This is a genomic window from Mesorhizobium sp. M2A.F.Ca.ET.043.05.1.1, assembly GCF_003952445.1.
Lineage (GTDB): Bacteria > Pseudomonadota > Alphaproteobacteria > Rhizobiales > Rhizobiaceae > Mesorhizobium.
Genome location: NZ_CP034446.1, coordinates 2,906,300 through 2,921,212, shown reverse-complemented (window position 1 = coordinate 2,921,212; position 14,913 = coordinate 2,906,300). Strand labels below are relative to the sequence as shown.

Below are 14,913 nucleotides of genomic sequence, written 5' to 3'. Positions count from 1 at the left end.
TATCGCGCCCTGAAAAGATTCTTTCGCGCCCGGGAATAAAGCCCGGGGCTTCCGGGTCTTGGCTGTAGCGGGGCCATCCTCCCAAGGCACGCATCAAGCAACCCGGAAGGAATACGCATATGAACAAGATCGCCCTAACCGTAGTGGCCATCCTCGTTGCCACCGGCAGCGCCTTTGCCGGCAGCGACCACTTCTCCGCGGCCGCCCAGCACGCAGCCGCCGTCGACACCACCACCACTGCTTCCATCGTGAAGCTGGACCGCCACGACATGAAGCCGGCGGCCAAGATCGCTGCGGATGAACCCGGCCAGGGCATCTGGGGTCGCTGAGCTAGGAGTCGAGGCCAAAGGTCTTGACCATGTGCGAGGAAGGCACGCCTCGCTCCGGCTCAACGACCAGACGTCCCGATCTCCCCGGCGCCGGTCGGTCTTCAGTCGGACCGGCCGGCACCGGCTTCCGCAGCCGGCGGAGGGTCGCACCGGGCCCTCCGCCAATCTCTCATACCGCCTGAACCTGACGCAACCCGCAGCCACTAGAGGAGATTTCTGATGTTCAACATGACACGCCGCATGGTGCTCGGATCAGCCGCCGCCGCTGCCGCCTTCGGCATTGCCGGCAAGCTCGAATTCGCGCCCGCGGCTTACGCCGAAACCCCGGTCGAGCCGCTGGTCGGCTTCTACAAATACAAGGTCGGCTCGCTCGAGGTCACCGCCGTCTATGACGGCATCTGGCGCAAGCCCCACGACCCGGCCTTCATCAAGGACGTGTCGGTCGACGACACCAAGGCGGCGCTCGCCAAGGCAGGATTGACCACAGAGTTCATGCCGATCCCGCTCACCGTCGTGGTGCTCAAGATGAACGGCCGCACCATCATGATGGACGCCGGCTCCGGGGTCGGCCAGTGGCAGGCCAACGCCACGCATCTGCCGGCCAACATGAAGGCCGCCGGCATCGATTACAAGGCGATCGACACTATTCTGATCTCGCATTTCCATCCGGACCATGTCTGGGGCCTGATGGAGAAGGGCACCAACGATCCGGTGTTCCCCGATGCCGAGCTGATCGTCAACGCTGCCGAGTACAATTGGTGGACGGATCCGAGCCGCCTCGCCAAGCTGCCCGAGGGCCGCAAGCCGGCGGGCAAGCGCATCGCCGAGAATTTTCCGAAATGGAAGAACTGGAAGCTGGTCGACGACGGCGCGGAAGTGGTGCCCGGCATCCGCATCATGGCGGCGCCCGGCCATACGCCTGGCCATTCGGTCTACCATGTCGATGCCGGCGCCGAGCAATTCCTCGTCTCGGCCGACACCATGTACGTGCCGGCGCTGCTTGCCCCGCATCCCGAATGGCAGGGCGCCTACGACCAGGACGGGCCGATGGCGATCGCCACGCGGCACCGGATCATCGACCAGGTGATCGCCGGCAATGTCCGCATCTGCGGCTCGCACTTCCCGTTCCCCGGCACCGGCAGCTTCGTCAAGGACGGCAACGCCTACGCCTTCACCCCAACCCAGATTTGAATCGGATCCTGAACAGAAAGCGACAACTCCCATGAAACACGCATCTTTTGCGGTGCTCGGCGCCATTGCGGTCTTGACCGCGGCCCCGATCGCAATCGCCGTTCCGGCCTATGCCGTGGACGACATCGAAGGCACCGATGCACCCGACCTGACGGCCGTCAAGGCCAAGATCGACGCCAAGGACTATAAGGGCGCGCTGGCCGATCTCCGCGACCTGGCGCAGGACACCCAGCAGGCCGACGTCTACAACCTGCTCGGCTTCACGCTGCGCAAGACAGGCGACTACCAGACCTCGCTGACCTACTACACCAAGGCGCTGGAGCTTAAGCCCGACCACAAGGCCGCGCATGAATATCTGGGTGAGCTCTATGTCGAGACCGGCGACATGGCCAAGGCCAACGAGCAGCGCGCCTCGCTGGAGAAGCTGTGCCCGTCGGGCTGCGAGGAGCTTTCCGACCTCAAGCAGGCGATCGACACGAAGGTGACGAAGTAACGTCGCCTTTTTCCTCGCCCCACGAAGTGGGGAGAGGTGGCCGCGAAGCGGCCGGAGAGGGGACCTGGCGCTGATCTCTCCCTTCAATACCAACTTTTTGGGTGCCACGGCGGTAGCGCCCGAAAACCGGAGCCGGCGTTCCTCTCCCTCGCGCCGGCTCCGACCTTTCAACCTCGAGCGCGCGTCCACGCGGGCGCGTGGCGGCTACCTGCGTCCAAGAATTGGAACCAACGATGACACCGATCGAACTTGCCGAAAAACTGCACGCCAGGGATGTCGTCCTGCTGGCCGGCCGGCTGCTTCTGTCCCTGATCTTCGTGCATGAGGGACTGCAACTGGCGACGCATTTCGAGGGCGCTCAGAAGGCGATGGCCGCGCTTGGCGTCGGCACGCCGCTGCTCATTGCCACCATCGCGCTGCAACTCGGCGCCGGCCTGTCGGTGGCGCTCGGCATCCTGGCGCGGCTGGGTGCGATCGGGCTCGGCCTGTTCTGCCTGATGACGGCAAGCCTCTTCCACACCAATTTCGCCAGCCAGAACGAACTGCTGCATTTCGAGAAGGATCTCGCCATCGCCGGCGGCATGTTCATCCTGGCGCTCAGCGGGGCGGGCAGGCTGTCGGTGGATCGGGTGCTGACCGGGTTCGCGAAGGGCACCAAGATTGATCCGCCCATCGAGCGGCATCTGTCGGTGGGGAGACGAGCCTGCTGGTTTGAGTGTTGCCTATGAGGCTCACAACACACTGGTAATCCCGCCGTCCACCAACAGCGTTTGTCCCGTCACGAAGCTGGCTGCGTCCGACGCCAGGAACACCGCCGCGCCAGCCAGTTCCTCGACATCACCCCAGCGCCGCATCGGCGTGCGGCCGGTGAGCCAGGTCGAGAATTTCTCGTCGGCGACGAGAGCGGCGTTCATCTCGGTCTTGAAATAGCCGGGCGCGATCGCGTTGACGCGCACGCCGTGCTGGCCCCATTCGCCGGCCATCGACTTGGTCAGCATGGTGATGGCGCCCTTGCTCGCCGCGTAGGGTGCGATCGAGGGGCGGGCGAGGGCGCTCTGCACCGACGAGACGTTGATGATGACGCCCTTGCGGCGTTGGATCATGCCCTTCACCGCGGCGCGGCTCACCTTGAACACCCCGTCGAGATTGGTCGCCATCAGCGCGTCCCAGTCGGCGTCGGAAAAAGTCTCGAGCGGCGCGCGGCGCTGGATGCCGGCATTGTTGATGAGGATGTCGATCGGACCGGCGTCGGCTTCGCTCGCCGCGACGGCCGTGTCGACCGACTGGGTGTCGGTGACGTCGATCACGGATTCCGCGACCGTGTGCCCACGGCCGCGCAGCCGGTCGCCTGCGGCCTTGAGCTCATCGGCCTTGCGGCCGCCGAGCGTGACCCGCGCGCCGGCCGCGGCCAGCGCCTCCGCGAACGCAAGCCCCAGCCCGCGGCTGGCGCCGGTGACCAAGGCATGCCTGCCCTCGAGGCCGAAGAGACGGCCGAGATAATCAGTCGAACGCAATTTGCACCTTCATCGATTGCGATTTGTCGCTGGCGAGCTCGAAGGCCTTTCGCGCCTCGGCGAGCGGCAGCGTGTTGCTGAGCAGCGGCGCGACGTCGATGCGGCCCGAGCCGATTAGGTCGACCGCAAGCGCGAATTCCGTGTCGAAGCGGAAGCTTCCCTTCACCTGGATTTCCTTGGTGACGATGACCGACATGGAAAGCTCCGCCGTCGCGCCCTGGCCGACGGCCACCAGCGTGCCGCGCGGCTTGATGACAGGCAAGGCGCTGGCGACCGTCGCGCCCTGGCCGGCGGCCTCGAAGACGACGTCGAAATACCCCTTGTTGGCGGCGTAGCCGTCCATCGCCTCGGCATGTGTGGCGACATTGATCGTGCGGTCGGCACCAATCTTGGCGGCGTATTGCAGCGGTCTGTCCTGCACATCGGTGACGACGACTTCGCGCGCGCCGGCAAAGCGCGCGGCGAGCACCAGCAGCGTGCCGATCGGTCCGGCGCCCATGATCAGCATGCGGCTGCCATATACCGGCGCCTGGGCGACGGCATGCAGCGTCACGGCAAGAGGCTCGGCGAAGGCGCCGGCGGTTGGGTCGGAGCCCGTCGCCAGAGGCACGGCGTTTTCGGCGCGGCAGACGAGATGTTCGGCAAAGCCGCCCTGCACATGCGGCATGCGCATCGCCGACCCCAGGAAGCGCATGTCGAGGCAATGGATTGGTTGCCCGGCGCGGCAGAAGGCGCAGACGCCGCAAGGGTTGGCGGGATTGACGGCGACCGCCGTGCCCACCGCCGGTCCGGAGACGCCGGCGCCCAGCGCCTCGACGCGGCCGGCGATCTCGTGGCCGAGGATCATCGGCTCCTTCATGCGGACAGTGCCGAAGCCGCCATGGCGGAAATAATGCAGGTCGGAGCCGCAGATGCCGCCGCGCGCAATACGCACCAGCACCTCGCCCGGACCGGGCTCCGGCGTCTCACGCTCCTCGACGTCGAGGTCGAGCGGCCGGCGCAGCACCACCGCGCGCATCGAGGATGTTGGCGACAAGCCGGCTCTCCGCTGTTTCCCCAACAGCTAACAGGAAAGTCGCGATGCCTTCAACTGAATTTATCTGACAAATCAGATGATAATGGACAGGTTCGGCTTGGTGAGGTAACACCGACGGTTGCAGACCAAATGGGCCGGGACAAATGGCAGGCAACCAGACGGCGTCGGTGACGGACGAGATAACCAACAGTCTCGGCCGCGAAATTCTCCGCGGGCTGTTTCCGCCCGGCTCGACCCTGATTGGCGAGGAGGAGATCTGCACCCGCTTCGGCGCCAGCCGCAGCGCCGCCCGCGAAGCGGTGAAGATCCTGTGGGCCAAGGGCCTGCTGGTCACCCGCCCGCGGCGTGGCTCGCGCATCCGCCCGCTGAAGGACTGGAATTTCTTGGACCCCGCGGTGCTGGGCTGGCTGCGCGCCAGCGCGACACCGCGCCACTTCATCATCGAGCTTCTGGAAGTGCGCCTGGGTTTCGAATGCGAGGCCGCCGCTCTTGCCGCGAGCCGCAACAACCCCGACGAGATCGCCGCCATCCGCGAGGCCTTCGAGGCAATGCGCGCGGCCTCCTCCGGCCAGGGCGATCCGGTCTTGTCGGACGCCGCTTTCCATGAAGCGGTGCTTGCCGCCACCGGGAACCGCTTCTTCCTGCCGCTCTCGGCGCTGATCCACACGGCGCTGCAGTATAGCGTGCCGACCACCAACGCGCTGTTTGGTCATCCGGTGGGCGATCTCGACGCGCATGGCAAGGTCCTGAAGGCGATCGAGTCTGGCAACTCCGCAAGAGCCCGCCAGGCCATGCACGACATGCTGAGCGAAGTGCTCGCCCGCGTGCGCACGGCCGTTGAACTCACTGGTGCCGGCTGAATCGTCCTGGCCGGAACCTGCCTGTCGTCCCGGTCTGCTGTTACGCGCAGTTAAGGCCGGACTGATAGATTACGCTGCGTTCGGTCGGGAAATAATGGCCCATGAGCCAGCGCGCGTTCATCACTCTACTCGTCCTCCTGGCGGTGCTGGTCGCGCTGTCGGCGACGTCCTTTCCAGGCGCGATGATCGGCTTTCTGTTCGGCATCGCCATTGCCTTCTTTGTCGCCGGACCGGTGATGCTGATCGGCAAGGTGCTCGAGAATGCCGGCATTCCGATATCCGGTGGGGCGGTCTTGTGGATGCTGGCCGGGTTTTATGCGCTGCTCATTCTCTTCGCGGCATTCCAGACCTGGCGCCGGCTCCAGCGTCAGGAGACCGGGCAGGCGCGATCCGCGGGGCTGCGGCTGGCGCTGCTCGTCGCGCTTCCCACGATGGCATGGCTGTCAGTGAACGCGATGCAAGAAGCCTGGCCGTGAGGCCGCCAATATGCGGCAACCTCACGAATAAAGCTCGATTCAGCGCTTCGGCCCAAAGCCCGGATAGGGGTTGAGCGGCACGATCGCCGTGATGTCCATCATGCCGGCCTCGATCAGCGGCAGCGTGGCGAGATGGCCGCGCACTTCCTTCTCGTCGTCCGCTTCGAGCATCATGCCGCTGCCGGGAATGTCGCCACGATTCCAGATCTGGCGCACCGCGCCTTGCATGTAAAGCGTCTTTCGCTGCTCGGACTCCGGCGGCAGCAGCGGCGCGAAATCGGCGTCGCTGAATTTCTGGGTGTTGCGGCTGAGCAGGGCAAAGAACTGCATGGCGGTCTCCTTCGTGGTTGATTGACGGGGGAGATATCGCGCCGACTGTTCAGACTGTCCAAGACTGATTAGGATAAAGTTCAGACCTTTGAGGACTTGGAATGGAAGGCCGGAAGAATGCTCGATCTGCGCCAGATAAGATATTTCGTCGCCGTCGCCGAAGCCGGCAATGTCGGCCGCGCCGCCGAGCAGTTGCACATCTCGCAATCGCCCTTGAGCCGACAGATCATCCAGCTCGAGGAGCAACTCGGCGTCACTTTGTTCGAGCGTGCGAAGCAGCGCGTCCATCTCAACGCCGAGGGCAGGGCCTTCCTTGCCGAAGCGCGCGCCTTGCTTGCCAATGCGGCGCGGCTGGAAGAAATCGGCCGCAACCTCGCCAGCGGTGCCACGGGCAGCCTTGCCATCGGCTATGTCGAGGGCGCCGTGCATGCCGGGCTGATCGCCGCGATGCTGAAGGATTTCCGCCGCGCGCGGCCGGATTTTCACCTGCAACTCAGGAGCCTGCGAACAGCTGCGCAATTCGATGATCTGAGGCAGCGCGTGCTCGACCTCGGCTTCGTCTACTCGCCGGCCCCCGAGGGCGATCCCGATGTTGAAAGCATGCTGGTGCGGCGCGAGCCATTGGTGCTCGCAATGCCTGAGGGCGACCCGCTCGCCGGTGCCGCCGCCATCGCGCCCGGCCAGCTCGACGGCCGCGTCTGGATCACCGTGGTGCGCCAGCCCGGCGACACCAACCGCGCGCAGTTCCTGGCGGCCTGCGCCGAATCCGGTTTCATGCCCGACATCGCGTACGAGACGAACGACCCCTTGACCTCGCTTGGCCTGGTCAGCGCCGGCCTCGGCCTGGCGACGGTTCAGGCAAGCCTGCGCAGCGCGGCACCTCCGGGCGTCGCCTTCCGCGACCTGCCCTGGTTCAGGCGCAGCGTGTCCATCCATCTGGCATGGCGCAGGAATGATGGGCGGACGGTGATTGGGGATTTGAGGAGGGCAGTAGGGCAGTAGGGCAGTAGGGCAGTAGGGCAGTAGGGCAGTAGGGCAGTAGGGCAGTAGGGCAGTAGGGCAGTAGGGCAGTAGGGCAGTAGGGGGCATTTTCCGCAGCCTTACATACTGCCTTACTCCCCTACTGCCTTATTGCCTTACATCTTATCTATCACCGACTGCACGCCTTCCGTCGGCGCATCGACCGAGGAGCCTGCCACCATGATGGCGGCGACGATTGCTTCCGGGTCGTTGACCACCAGCGGCTTCACGCGATGCGCGGTGTGGATGAAGCCTTCCTCCGACATGTGCTCGATCAGCGCCAGCATCGGGTCCCAGAAACCCTTGACGTTGGCGAAGACGATCGGCTTGCGGTGATGGCCGAGCTGCGCCCAGGTCATGACCTCGACGATCTCCTCCACCGTGCCGATGCCGCCCGGCAGCGCCACAAAGGCGTCGGATTTTTCGAACATGCTGTGCTTGCGCTCGTGCATGTTGTCGGTGATCAGCAATTCGTCGAGCTTGTCGAGCGCGGTTTCGGTCGCTTCCCTGTTGATCAGGAAGCGCGGGATGATGCCGGTGACCTTGCCGCCGGCCTTGAGCGCGCCGTCGGCGACGGCGCCCATGATGCCCTTGGTGCCGCCGCCATAGATCAGACGCAACCCGGATTTGGCAAGCGAGCGGCCAAGCGTGTGGCCGGCCTTGATATAGGCCTCGTCGCGGCCCGGAGACGAGCCGCAATAGACGCAGACGGATCGAATCGTGTTCATGACGATGATTGGTGATGGGGACGGTTGGCCGGGTCAAGCCCGCGGACGGGCTTTTTCTTGTGAGCTTGGAGAAAACACGCTAGACCGGCGTTAGGTGGCTAAGGGGGCAGTATAAAATTATGGCTATCAATCCTTCTAAGGCGTTTTTATTCGCGGCGGGCGGCGTGGCCGTCGTCGCGGCGGTCGCCTACGGGTCGGGTGCGCTCGATCCCTACATCAACCAGAAACCGGCGCAGGTCGCGGCGCTGCCGCAGACCGATGCGAAACCGGCTGAATCCTCGAGCACGACCACTGAGGCGCGCGTGCCTCAAGCTCCTTCAAACACAATGGCCCCGGCCAACACGATGGCGCCGGCCAACAAGAACGCAACGGCGCCGGCCGCCGCGGCCGGCCCGACGCTGCCGACCTTCGATGTCGTGCGCGTCGAAAGCAACGGCTCGATCGTCGTCGCCGGCAGCGCCGCGCCCAACGCCAAGGTCGAGATCCTGAGTGGCGGCACGGTGCTCGGCTCGACCGATTCCGGCCCCGACGGCGCCTTTGCCATCGTGCTCGACGATCCGCTGAAGCCGGGCGACTATACGATCACGCTGCGCCAGACGGTTGGCGGCATCGCCGTCGCCTCGGCCCAGACCGCCGTCGTCTCGGTGCCGCAAAGCCCGACCGGCCAGGTGCTGGCGATGGTCGAGGAACCGGGCAAGGCCTCGCAATTGATCACGGTACCGCAGGCCGAGACCAAGCCGGCGGCGCCGGCCGCCGACCAGGCGGCCCAAGCTCCGGCAACGACTGCTCCCGCAACGACCGCGCCGGCTGCATCCGACACGGCCTCGGCGTCGCCCACGACCGCGCCAGCCGCCACCGATCAGGCCTCTGCTCCGGCGACTGCGCCGGCCTCTGGCGAGCCCAAGATCGCCGTCGAAGCGGTCGAAATCGACGGCAGCAAGATCTTCGTTGCCGGCACGGCCGACCCCGGCCGCAAGGTGCGCGCCTATGCCGACGCCATCCTGCTCGGCGATGCGCAGACCTCCGCCGACGGCCATTTCCTGATCGAGGCGACCCGCGACATCCCGGTCGGCAACTACACCATTCATGTCGACGGCCTGGACAGCGACGGCGTCAAGGTCGTCGCCCGCGCCGCCGTGCCGTTTGAGCGCGAGCCCGGCGAGTCGATCGCCGCCGTTGCTCCGAACGAGACGAAGACCGGCGAGGCCAAGCCGGCCGAGACCAAGCTGGCACAGGTCCAGGGCGCCGGATCCCAGGCGGCGGAAGCCAAGCCAACGGCCGAAGCGGCTACGCCCGCCGAGGCTCCCGCCAACGTCGCCGAGGCGACGCCGTCGACCGACGTGGCCGAGACGGTCGCGCCGAAGCTCGAACATGCCGACGGCGCGGTCATCATCCGCCGCAACGACACGCTCTGGCGCATCTCGCGCCGCGTCTATGGCCATGGCACGCGCTTCTCGACCATCTATCTCGCCAACAAGGACCAGATCCGCGATCCCGACCGCATCTGGCCCGGCCAGGTGTTCAAGGTGCCGTCCAAGTCCAAGGAAGGCGAGGACGCCGACATGAAGGCCATGGGCGAGCAGATGACCGCGCCGAAGACGGAGTGAGCGCCAATCTCCCCCTTGAGGGGGAGATGGCCGCAAAGCGGCCAGAGGGGGTCGCCGCGCGTGAAGCGCCGACGTCCCTTGCTCACAGCGAGGTAAGCGCTCTACGCGCAGCGCCCCCCTCTGCCGCCTCCGGCGACATCTCCCCCTCGAGGGGGAGATTGCTCCCTCTACCCATCCGCCTAGCTTGCCCTCCCATCCTCCATCGTCTATCGCCGATGGACGATGACCGAATCCCCCGAAAGCCGTTGTGCCGACAGCCGCGCCATCGCGCTGCGCCTGGCGGCGCTCTCGCATCCGGCGCGCATCGAGATCCTGAAACATCTCTCTGCCAGTTCCTGCTGCTCGTGCCGTGAGGTGGTCGACCATCTCGATCTCGCACAATCGACCGTTTCGCAGCACCTGAAGGTGCTGGTCGAAGCCGGGCTCGTCCGTTTCGAGACCGACCGCCAGCGCTCGCGCTACGCGGTCGACCACACCGCGCTCGCGGGCGTCTCCGCCTCGCTCAACCAACTCGTTGCTTCCTGCTGCCCCGGCAGTTTACCCAAAAGGCAAGACTAGTGGCCGAAAAGACCGTATCCGCCGAAGCCGGCACCCTCACGACTCTGCGCAATCTTTGGCCCTATATGTGGCCGGCCGAGCGCGCCGATCTCAGAGCCCGTGTCACCTGGGCGACGCTGCTTCTGGTCGTCGCCAAGCTCACTTTGGTCGCCGGCCCGTATTTCTTCAAATGGGCGACGGATGCGCTGGCCCATGCCGCGAAGACCCCGCCGCCGCTGCCGTCTTTCCTGCTGGCGCCGGTGGCGCTGGTCATCGCCTACAACGTGCTGCGCCTGGTCCAGCTCGGCTTCAACCAGTTGCGCGACGCGCTGTTTGCCCGCGTCGGCCAATATGCGGTGCGCCAGCTCGCCTACCGCACCTTCGTCCACATGCATGAGCTGTCGCTGCGCTTCCATCTGGAGCGCCGCACCGGCGGCTTGTCGCGCATTATCGAGCGCGGCACCAAGGGCATCGAGACGATCGTGCGCTTCATCATGCTGAACACGGCGCCGACCATCCTCGAATTCGCGCTGACGGCCGGCATCTTCGCCTTCACCTATGGCTGGAAATATGTCGCGGTCGTCGCCGTCACCGTCTGGCTCTATGTCTGGTTTACGGTCAAGGCGAGCGACTGGCGCATCTCGATCCGCCGCGACATGAACGACAGCGACACCGACGCCAACACCAAGGCGATCGACTCGCTCTTGAACTTCGAGACGGTCAAATATTTCACCAATGAGCGCATGGAGGCCGAGCGTTTCGACCGCTCGATGGCACGCTACGAGATCGCCGCGACCAAGACCTGGACCTCGCTCGGCTGGCTGAATTTCGGCCAGGGACTCATCTTCGGCCTGGGCACCGTCATCGTCATGTGCATGTCGGCGCTGGAAGTGCAGGCCGGCACGCAGAGCGTCGGCGATTTCGTCTTCATCAACGCCATGCTGATCCAGCTTTCGGTGCCGCTCAATTTCATCGGCTTCATCTACCGCGAGATCCGGCAGGGCCTGACCGACATCGAGCACATGTTCGACCTGCTCGATGTGCCCCAGGAGATCGTCGACAAGCCGGACGCGAAGCCGCTCAAGGTCGGCCCCGGCAAGGTCGAGTTCCGCGACGTACATTTCTCCTACGATCCGAACCGCAAGATCCTGAAGGGCGTCTCCTTCGAGGTGCCGGCGGGCAAGACGGTAGCGATCGTCGGCCCGTCGGGCGCCGGCAAGTCGACCATTTCCAGGCTTCTGTTCCGCTTCTACGACGTGCAGGGCGGCCAGGTGCTGATCGACGGCCAGGACATCCGTGACGTCACGCAGGAGAGCCTGCGCGCCGTGCTCGGCATGGTGCCGCAGGACACGGTGCTCTTCAACGACACCATCGCCTACAACATCCGCTATGGCCGCGTCGGCGCCAGCGAGGAGGAGGTGCGCAAGGCCGCCGAGCTTGCCCAGATCGGCCCGTTCATCGACAAGCTGCCCGAAGGCTACAAGTCGATGGTCGGCGAGCGGGGCTTAAAGCTGTCGGGCGGCGAAAAGCAGCGCGTGGCGATCGCCCGCACCATCCTCAAGGCGCCGCCGATCCTGATGCTCGACGAGGCGACCTCGGCGCTGGATACCCAGACCGAGCAGGAGATCCAGGCGGCGCTCGACCTCGTCAGCAAGGGCCGCACCACGATCGTCATCGCTCACCGCCTGTCGACGGTGATCTCGGCCGACGAGATCATCGTGCTCAAGGACGGCCAGATCGCCGAGCGCGGCACGCATCAAGCGCTGCTGGCCAAGCACGGCCTCTACGCCTCGATGTGGGACCGCCAGCGCGAGGCAACCGAAGCCGAAGAGCGCCTGCGCATCGCGCGGGAAAGCGACGAGCTTGGCGTGATTGTGCGCAGGAGGACTGCGGAGGTGAGCTAGGCGCCACTTCCCCTTCTCCCCTTGTGGGAGAAGGTGGCCTCGCGAAGCGAGGTCGGATGAGGGGTGTTGGAAGGATCGCCGCGCGGCAAGACTAAGCGCTTGAAGCATTTATTCTTTTCTCGTCTCGTTCCTTCCAACACCCCTCATCCGTCTCGGCGCTGACGCGCCGATCCACCTTCTCCCACAAGGGGAGAAGGAAAGGGGAAAAATCCCCTTGACCTCAACCTATCTTGAGCTTGCAAACCGTCTCCGAGCCACCTGCCAGGCAACCTTCCAAATCGGAGACAGATCGAAATGAGCACCAACGATCACCGCACCGGCAGCGTGTTCCGGGTCGACAAATTCGTCGTGCCGGCCGAGGCGCGCGACGAAATCCTGAGCAGGGTCTTCATGACGCATGAACTGCTGCGCCGGCAGGAGGGCTTCGTGCAGGATTTCCTGCTCGAACAATTCTCCGGCCCCGGCGAGTTCAACATCGTCACCATGGTCGAATGGGAAAGCCAGGCGGCGATCGACAAGGTGGTGCCGATCGTCAAGGCGGCCCACGAACGCATCGCCTTCAGCGCGCAGGAAACCATCGCCCGGCTCGGCGTCAAGGCCGACATCGCCAACTATCAGCGCATGCCGGAGGTGTAAGGATATGCTAGCAGCGGCGCCCAGCCGATGGGCGTCGCTCATCGCTATTCAATAGATCAGCCAAGGGCTTTTATCTTCAGCGGCTACTGATATTGTCTCGACAGAAATAGTCATCCCATTTACTTTGAACTACGGAAAATTTCGATGTTCGGGTTCTTCTCGCGCAAATCCAAAGAAGCTTCCGAGAAGAAATCGCAGGCCGCCGAGGATAAGCGAGGCCTCCTCGTACCTCTGATTGTCGTGCCTCGTTCAAAGATCGAACAGGCCGACGGATGGTCATTTCATCTTGTCTTCGCAGTCATGCAATTCGTCGTGACGATGGTTTCCAAAGGGCTCTATCGCCATTCGGAGATCAACCCTAAGGCGTTGCAGGTCTTTCATGCGGACCAGTACTCCTTGGAGGTGAAGAACGGCGGTCATAGTCAATTTATCCACAATGCCGGCAGCGAAATCGACGCCATGATTGCCAACGCCAGAGTCGGACTCAGCGCGTGTGGGGCAAAAGGGCAGCTGGCAACATTGGAAAAGATGTCAGCCTGGATTGCCAAGCATCCTGAGGAAGCTGCGAAACAAACGGGCTTCGAGGGTGGGCGCGACGATTTCCTGGATACACTTGATGATGCATTCTATGAGGCCGATGACGCCATGCCGATGGAGGATTTGATCGCGCGTTGGATCGCTTCTTGGCCCGATCTGCAAATTGTCGATGATGACAACTACGATGACGCGATCGATCGACTGGTGCTGTCCAACCCTCAGCGGGAGGCCAGGCTTCTTCACGACTCGGTTGGCAAACTGGTGCGTCAGATGTTGAGCCAGCGCGAAGTCGGCGCCGGCCTCGCCTGCGCAACGATATCGCCATCGGAGATCAAGCTGGGGTTCGGCATGGCGAGGATGCTGGACATCGAAGGCGAAAAGCAGATGGTCTTCCAACTGCGTACCGATGCCGAAGAGCTCCGGTTATGCGCCTCGACAAAGACACACGTCGCAGTTTACGAGTATGTCGCCCCTGAAGACCCTCCTGTCATGCGCCCGGGTGACAACCCGTTGGGAGCGAACGCACCGAGGGTCGGGACACTGCTTGGACGCGCGGAGCAGTCAGAGATTGAGACAGCGATCCAGCTGTCCGAACAAAATCATGCTCCCGTCGCTGTCGACCTTCTGCTGCGCAAGGCTGGCTTCGATCCGCTGGGTGCCATCGTTTCTGCTAACTCGGTGGCGCAAACGGCGGAAGGGCCAGTTGTGAATTGGGTGGTGCTGGCGTCTGACCGGACCTTCCTCTCCCTGTCTTCGCCGAATGGCAGTGTGCTCTTGTGTGGCGAGGATTACGAAAAGCTCGCCGAGGCTACAATGCCTGAACTCGACGCGCACTTTGATCGCTCCGCCGCCGCTGGATAGTTCCCAACTCGCGTCTCACAGTATTCGCACCTAGCGACCTTGCTCATCCTGCCCCCATTGTTGCGTTGCGGGGAGGGGGGCTTTCGGCTATTGACGAGCAACCTGAAACAGGGACCGCCCCCAAGCCCTATGACGCTTCTCGACTCGGTCAAGAATACGTTCGTTCCGATCCATCGCGAAGGCTATCCCTTTATCGCCGCCTTCGCCGCGGCGACGCTGTTTCTCGGCTATTTCTCCTCGGTGCTGTTCTGGATCGGGCTGATCCTCACCGCCTGGTGCGTCTATTTCTACCGTGACCCCGAGCGGGTCACGCCGGTCGACGACCGGCTGGTGGTGAGCCCGGCCGACGGCGTGATCTCGGCGGTCGGACCCGCCGTGCCGCCGAGCGAGCTTGGCCTGGGCCCGGGCGAGATGACCCGGATCTCGGTGTTCATGAACGTGTTTTCCTGCCACATCAACCGCGCTCCGGTGCGCGGCCGGATCACGCGCATCGAGCATAAGCCCGGCAAATTCCTCAATGCCGAGCTCGACAAGGCAAGCGCCGAGAACGAGCGCAACGGCCTGGTCATCGACAGCCCGAACGGCACCATCGCTGCCGTCCAGATCGCCGGGCTGGTGGCGCGTCGCATCGTCTGCTGGGCCGAGGCCGGCGGCTCGATCGCCATCGGCGAGCGTTTCGGCCTGATCCGCTTCGGCTCGCGCGTCGACGTCTTCCTGCCGTCGAATGCCGTGCCGCGCGTCGCGGTCGGCCAGACGGCTGTGGGCGGCGAGACCGTGCTTGCCGAATTCGGCGGCACGGCGGTCACGCCCCTGGTCAGGGTTTCCTGAGCGTTGGGCGCGCCGTTCAAGAAATT

At 64.4% G+C, this 14,913-nt stretch carries 17 protein-coding genes; 13 read left to right on the top strand and 4 right to left on the bottom strand.

The genetic code is table 11. The features are described 5' to 3' along the window. The first annotated feature begins 119 nt into the window (after positions 1-119). The 4 genes from EJ069_RS14565 (at position 120) to EJ069_RS14550 (ending at position 2,741) form a co-directional block, all read left to right on the top strand. A complete protein-coding gene (locus EJ069_RS14565) occupies positions 120-329 on the top strand; it encodes a DUF680 domain-containing protein (protein ID WP_126061878.1) in 210 nt (69 codons plus the stop codon). 219 nt (positions 330-548) lie between these two features. Continuing rightward, positions 549-1,520, top strand: a complete 972-nt coding sequence (locus EJ069_RS14560) for an MBL fold metallo-hydrolase (RefSeq protein WP_126061877.1) — start codon at positions 549-551, stop codon at positions 1,518-1,520. Between the two features lie 31 nt (positions 1,521-1,551). Further along, entirely contained in the window at positions 1,552-2,013 is a 462-nt protein-coding gene (locus EJ069_RS14555) for a tetratricopeptide repeat protein (protein ID WP_126061876.1), read from the top strand. Positions 2,014-2,246: 233 nt separating this feature from the next. Beyond that, positions 2,247-2,741 carry a DoxX family protein gene (locus tag EJ069_RS14550; RefSeq protein ID WP_126061875.1) on the top strand — a complete coding sequence of 165 codons (495 nt, stop codon included), beginning with the start codon at positions 2,247-2,249 and terminating at the stop codon, positions 2,739-2,741. Between the two features lie 3 nt (positions 2,742-2,744). On the opposite strand, the gene EJ069_RS14545 is transcribed toward EJ069_RS14550, so the two are convergent. Continuing rightward, entirely contained in the window at positions 2,745-3,527 is a 783-nt protein-coding gene (locus tag EJ069_RS14545) for a glucose 1-dehydrogenase (protein WP_126061874.1), read from the bottom strand. Continuing rightward, on the bottom strand, positions 3,514-4,545 hold the full coding sequence (locus EJ069_RS14540) for an L-idonate 5-dehydrogenase (RefSeq protein WP_126064736.1): 1,032 nt from the start codon (positions 4,543-4,545) through the stop codon (positions 3,514-3,516). Before EJ069_RS14540 ends, EJ069_RS14545 begins: the two co-directional genes overlap by 14 nt. Positions 4,546-4,706: 161 nt before the next feature. On the opposite strand from EJ069_RS14540, the gene EJ069_RS14535 reads away from it, so the two are divergent. Both EJ069_RS14535 and EJ069_RS14530 read left to right on the top strand, forming a co-directional pair. Next, positions 4,707-5,423, top strand: a complete 717-nt coding sequence (locus tag EJ069_RS14535) for a FadR/GntR family transcriptional regulator (protein WP_126061873.1) — start codon at positions 4,707-4,709, stop codon at positions 5,421-5,423. 101 nt (positions 5,424-5,524) lie between these two features. Continuing rightward, positions 5,525-5,899, top strand: coding sequence for a hypothetical protein (locus EJ069_RS14530; RefSeq protein WP_126061872.1), 375 nt, complete (start codon positions 5,525-5,527; stop codon positions 5,897-5,899). Positions 5,900-5,938: 39 nt separating this feature from the next. Here EJ069_RS14530 and EJ069_RS14525 read toward each other — a convergent pair whose 3' ends face one another. Beyond that, on the bottom strand, positions 5,939-6,229 hold the full coding sequence (locus tag EJ069_RS14525; RefSeq protein WP_126061871.1) for a muconolactone Delta-isomerase family protein: 291 nt from the start codon (positions 6,227-6,229) through the stop codon (positions 5,939-5,941). 117 nt (positions 6,230-6,346) lie between these two features. Here EJ069_RS14525 and EJ069_RS14520 point away from each other — a divergent pair, with 117 nt between their 5' ends. Continuing rightward, positions 6,347-7,231, top strand: a complete 885-nt coding sequence (locus EJ069_RS14520) for a LysR family transcriptional regulator (RefSeq protein ID WP_126061870.1) — start codon at positions 6,347-6,349, stop codon at positions 7,229-7,231. A 134-nt stretch (positions 7,232-7,365) separates the two neighbouring features. Here EJ069_RS14520 and EJ069_RS14515 read toward each other — a convergent pair whose 3' ends face one another. Then, positions 7,366-7,977 (bottom strand): TIGR00730 family Rossman fold protein, encoded by a 612-nt coding sequence (locus EJ069_RS14515; RefSeq protein ID WP_126061869.1) that lies wholly within the window; start codon positions 7,975-7,977, stop codon positions 7,366-7,368. 119 nt (positions 7,978-8,096) lie between these two features. On the opposite strand from EJ069_RS14515, the gene EJ069_RS14510 reads away from it, so the two are divergent. From EJ069_RS14510 to EJ069_RS14485, 6 genes are all read left to right on the top strand, one after another. After that, positions 8,097-9,584, top strand: coding sequence for a LysM peptidoglycan-binding domain-containing protein (locus EJ069_RS14510; RefSeq protein ID WP_126061868.1), 1,488 nt, complete (start codon positions 8,097-8,099; stop codon positions 9,582-9,584). A 222-nt stretch (positions 9,585-9,806) separates the two neighbouring features. Further along, positions 9,807-10,142 (top strand): metalloregulator ArsR/SmtB family transcription factor, encoded by a 336-nt coding sequence (locus EJ069_RS14505; RefSeq protein WP_126061867.1) that lies wholly within the window; start codon positions 9,807-9,809, stop codon positions 10,140-10,142. Beyond that, complete coding sequence (locus EJ069_RS14500; protein WP_126061866.1) at positions 10,142-12,025, top strand: ABC transporter ATP-binding protein/permease; 1,884 nt, start codon at positions 10,142-10,144, stop codon at positions 12,023-12,025. The genes EJ069_RS14505 and EJ069_RS14500 overlap by 1 nt, the downstream gene beginning before the upstream one ends. Positions 12,026-12,319: 294 nt before the next feature. Next, positions 12,320-12,661 (top strand): antibiotic biosynthesis monooxygenase, encoded by a 342-nt coding sequence (locus EJ069_RS14495; protein WP_126061865.1) that lies wholly within the window; start codon positions 12,320-12,322, stop codon positions 12,659-12,661. Between the two features lie 144 nt (positions 12,662-12,805). Beyond that, positions 12,806-14,059, top strand: coding sequence for a DUF4375 domain-containing protein (locus EJ069_RS14490; protein WP_126061864.1), 1,254 nt, complete (start codon positions 12,806-12,808; stop codon positions 14,057-14,059). Between the two features lie 129 nt (positions 14,060-14,188). After that, positions 14,189-14,887 (top strand): phosphatidylserine decarboxylase, encoded by a 699-nt coding sequence (locus tag EJ069_RS14485; protein ID WP_126061863.1) that lies wholly within the window; start codon positions 14,189-14,191, stop codon positions 14,885-14,887. Positions 14,888-14,913: the final 26 nt, after the last annotated feature.

Excerpts from the sequence above, each read along its gene's own strand:
- EJ069_RS14505 (WP_126061867.1), top strand. The coding sequence starts at position 9,807 with ATGACCGAATCCCCCGAAAGCCGTTGTGCCGACAGCCGCGCCATCGCG.
- EJ069_RS14550 (WP_126061875.1), top strand. The coding sequence starts at position 2,247 with ATGACACCGATCGAACTTGCCGAAAAACTGCACGCCAGGGATGTCGTC.
- EJ069_RS14515 (WP_126061869.1), bottom strand. The coding sequence starts at position 7,977 with ATGAACACGATTCGATCCGTCTGCGTCTATTGCGGCTCGTCTCCGGGC.
- EJ069_RS14565 (WP_126061878.1), top strand. The coding sequence starts at position 120 with ATGAACAAGATCGCCCTAACCGTAGTGGCCATCCTCGTTGCCACCGGC.
- EJ069_RS14510 (WP_126061868.1), top strand. The coding sequence starts at position 8,097 with ATGGCTATCAATCCTTCTAAGGCGTTTTTATTCGCGGCGGGCGGCGTG.
- EJ069_RS14490 (WP_126061864.1), top strand. The coding sequence starts at position 12,806 with ATGTTCGGGTTCTTCTCGCGCAAATCCAAAGAAGCTTCCGAGAAGAAA.
- EJ069_RS14535 (WP_126061873.1), top strand. The coding sequence starts at position 4,707 with ATGGCAGGCAACCAGACGGCGTCGGTGACGGACGAGATAACCAACAGT.
- EJ069_RS14530 (WP_126061872.1), top strand. The coding sequence starts at position 5,525 with ATGAGCCAGCGCGCGTTCATCACTCTACTCGTCCTCCTGGCGGTGCTG.
- EJ069_RS14485 (WP_126061863.1), top strand. The coding sequence starts at position 14,189 with ATGACGCTTCTCGACTCGGTCAAGAATACGTTCGTTCCGATCCATCGC.
- EJ069_RS14560 (WP_126061877.1), top strand. The coding sequence starts at position 549 with ATGTTCAACATGACACGCCGCATGGTGCTCGGATCAGCCGCCGCCGCT.
- EJ069_RS14540 (WP_126064736.1), bottom strand. The coding sequence starts at position 4,545 with ATGCGCGCGGTGGTGCTGCGCCGGCCGCTCGACCTCGACGTCGAGGAG.
- EJ069_RS14495 (WP_126061865.1), top strand. The coding sequence starts at position 12,320 with ATGAGCACCAACGATCACCGCACCGGCAGCGTGTTCCGGGTCGACAAA.
- EJ069_RS14555 (WP_126061876.1), top strand. The coding sequence starts at position 1,552 with ATGAAACACGCATCTTTTGCGGTGCTCGGCGCCATTGCGGTCTTGACC.
- EJ069_RS14520 (WP_126061870.1), top strand. The coding sequence starts at position 6,347 with ATGCTCGATCTGCGCCAGATAAGATATTTCGTCGCCGTCGCCGAAGCC.
- EJ069_RS14525 (WP_126061871.1), bottom strand. The coding sequence starts at position 6,229 with ATGCAGTTCTTTGCCCTGCTCAGCCGCAACACCCAGAAATTCAGCGAC.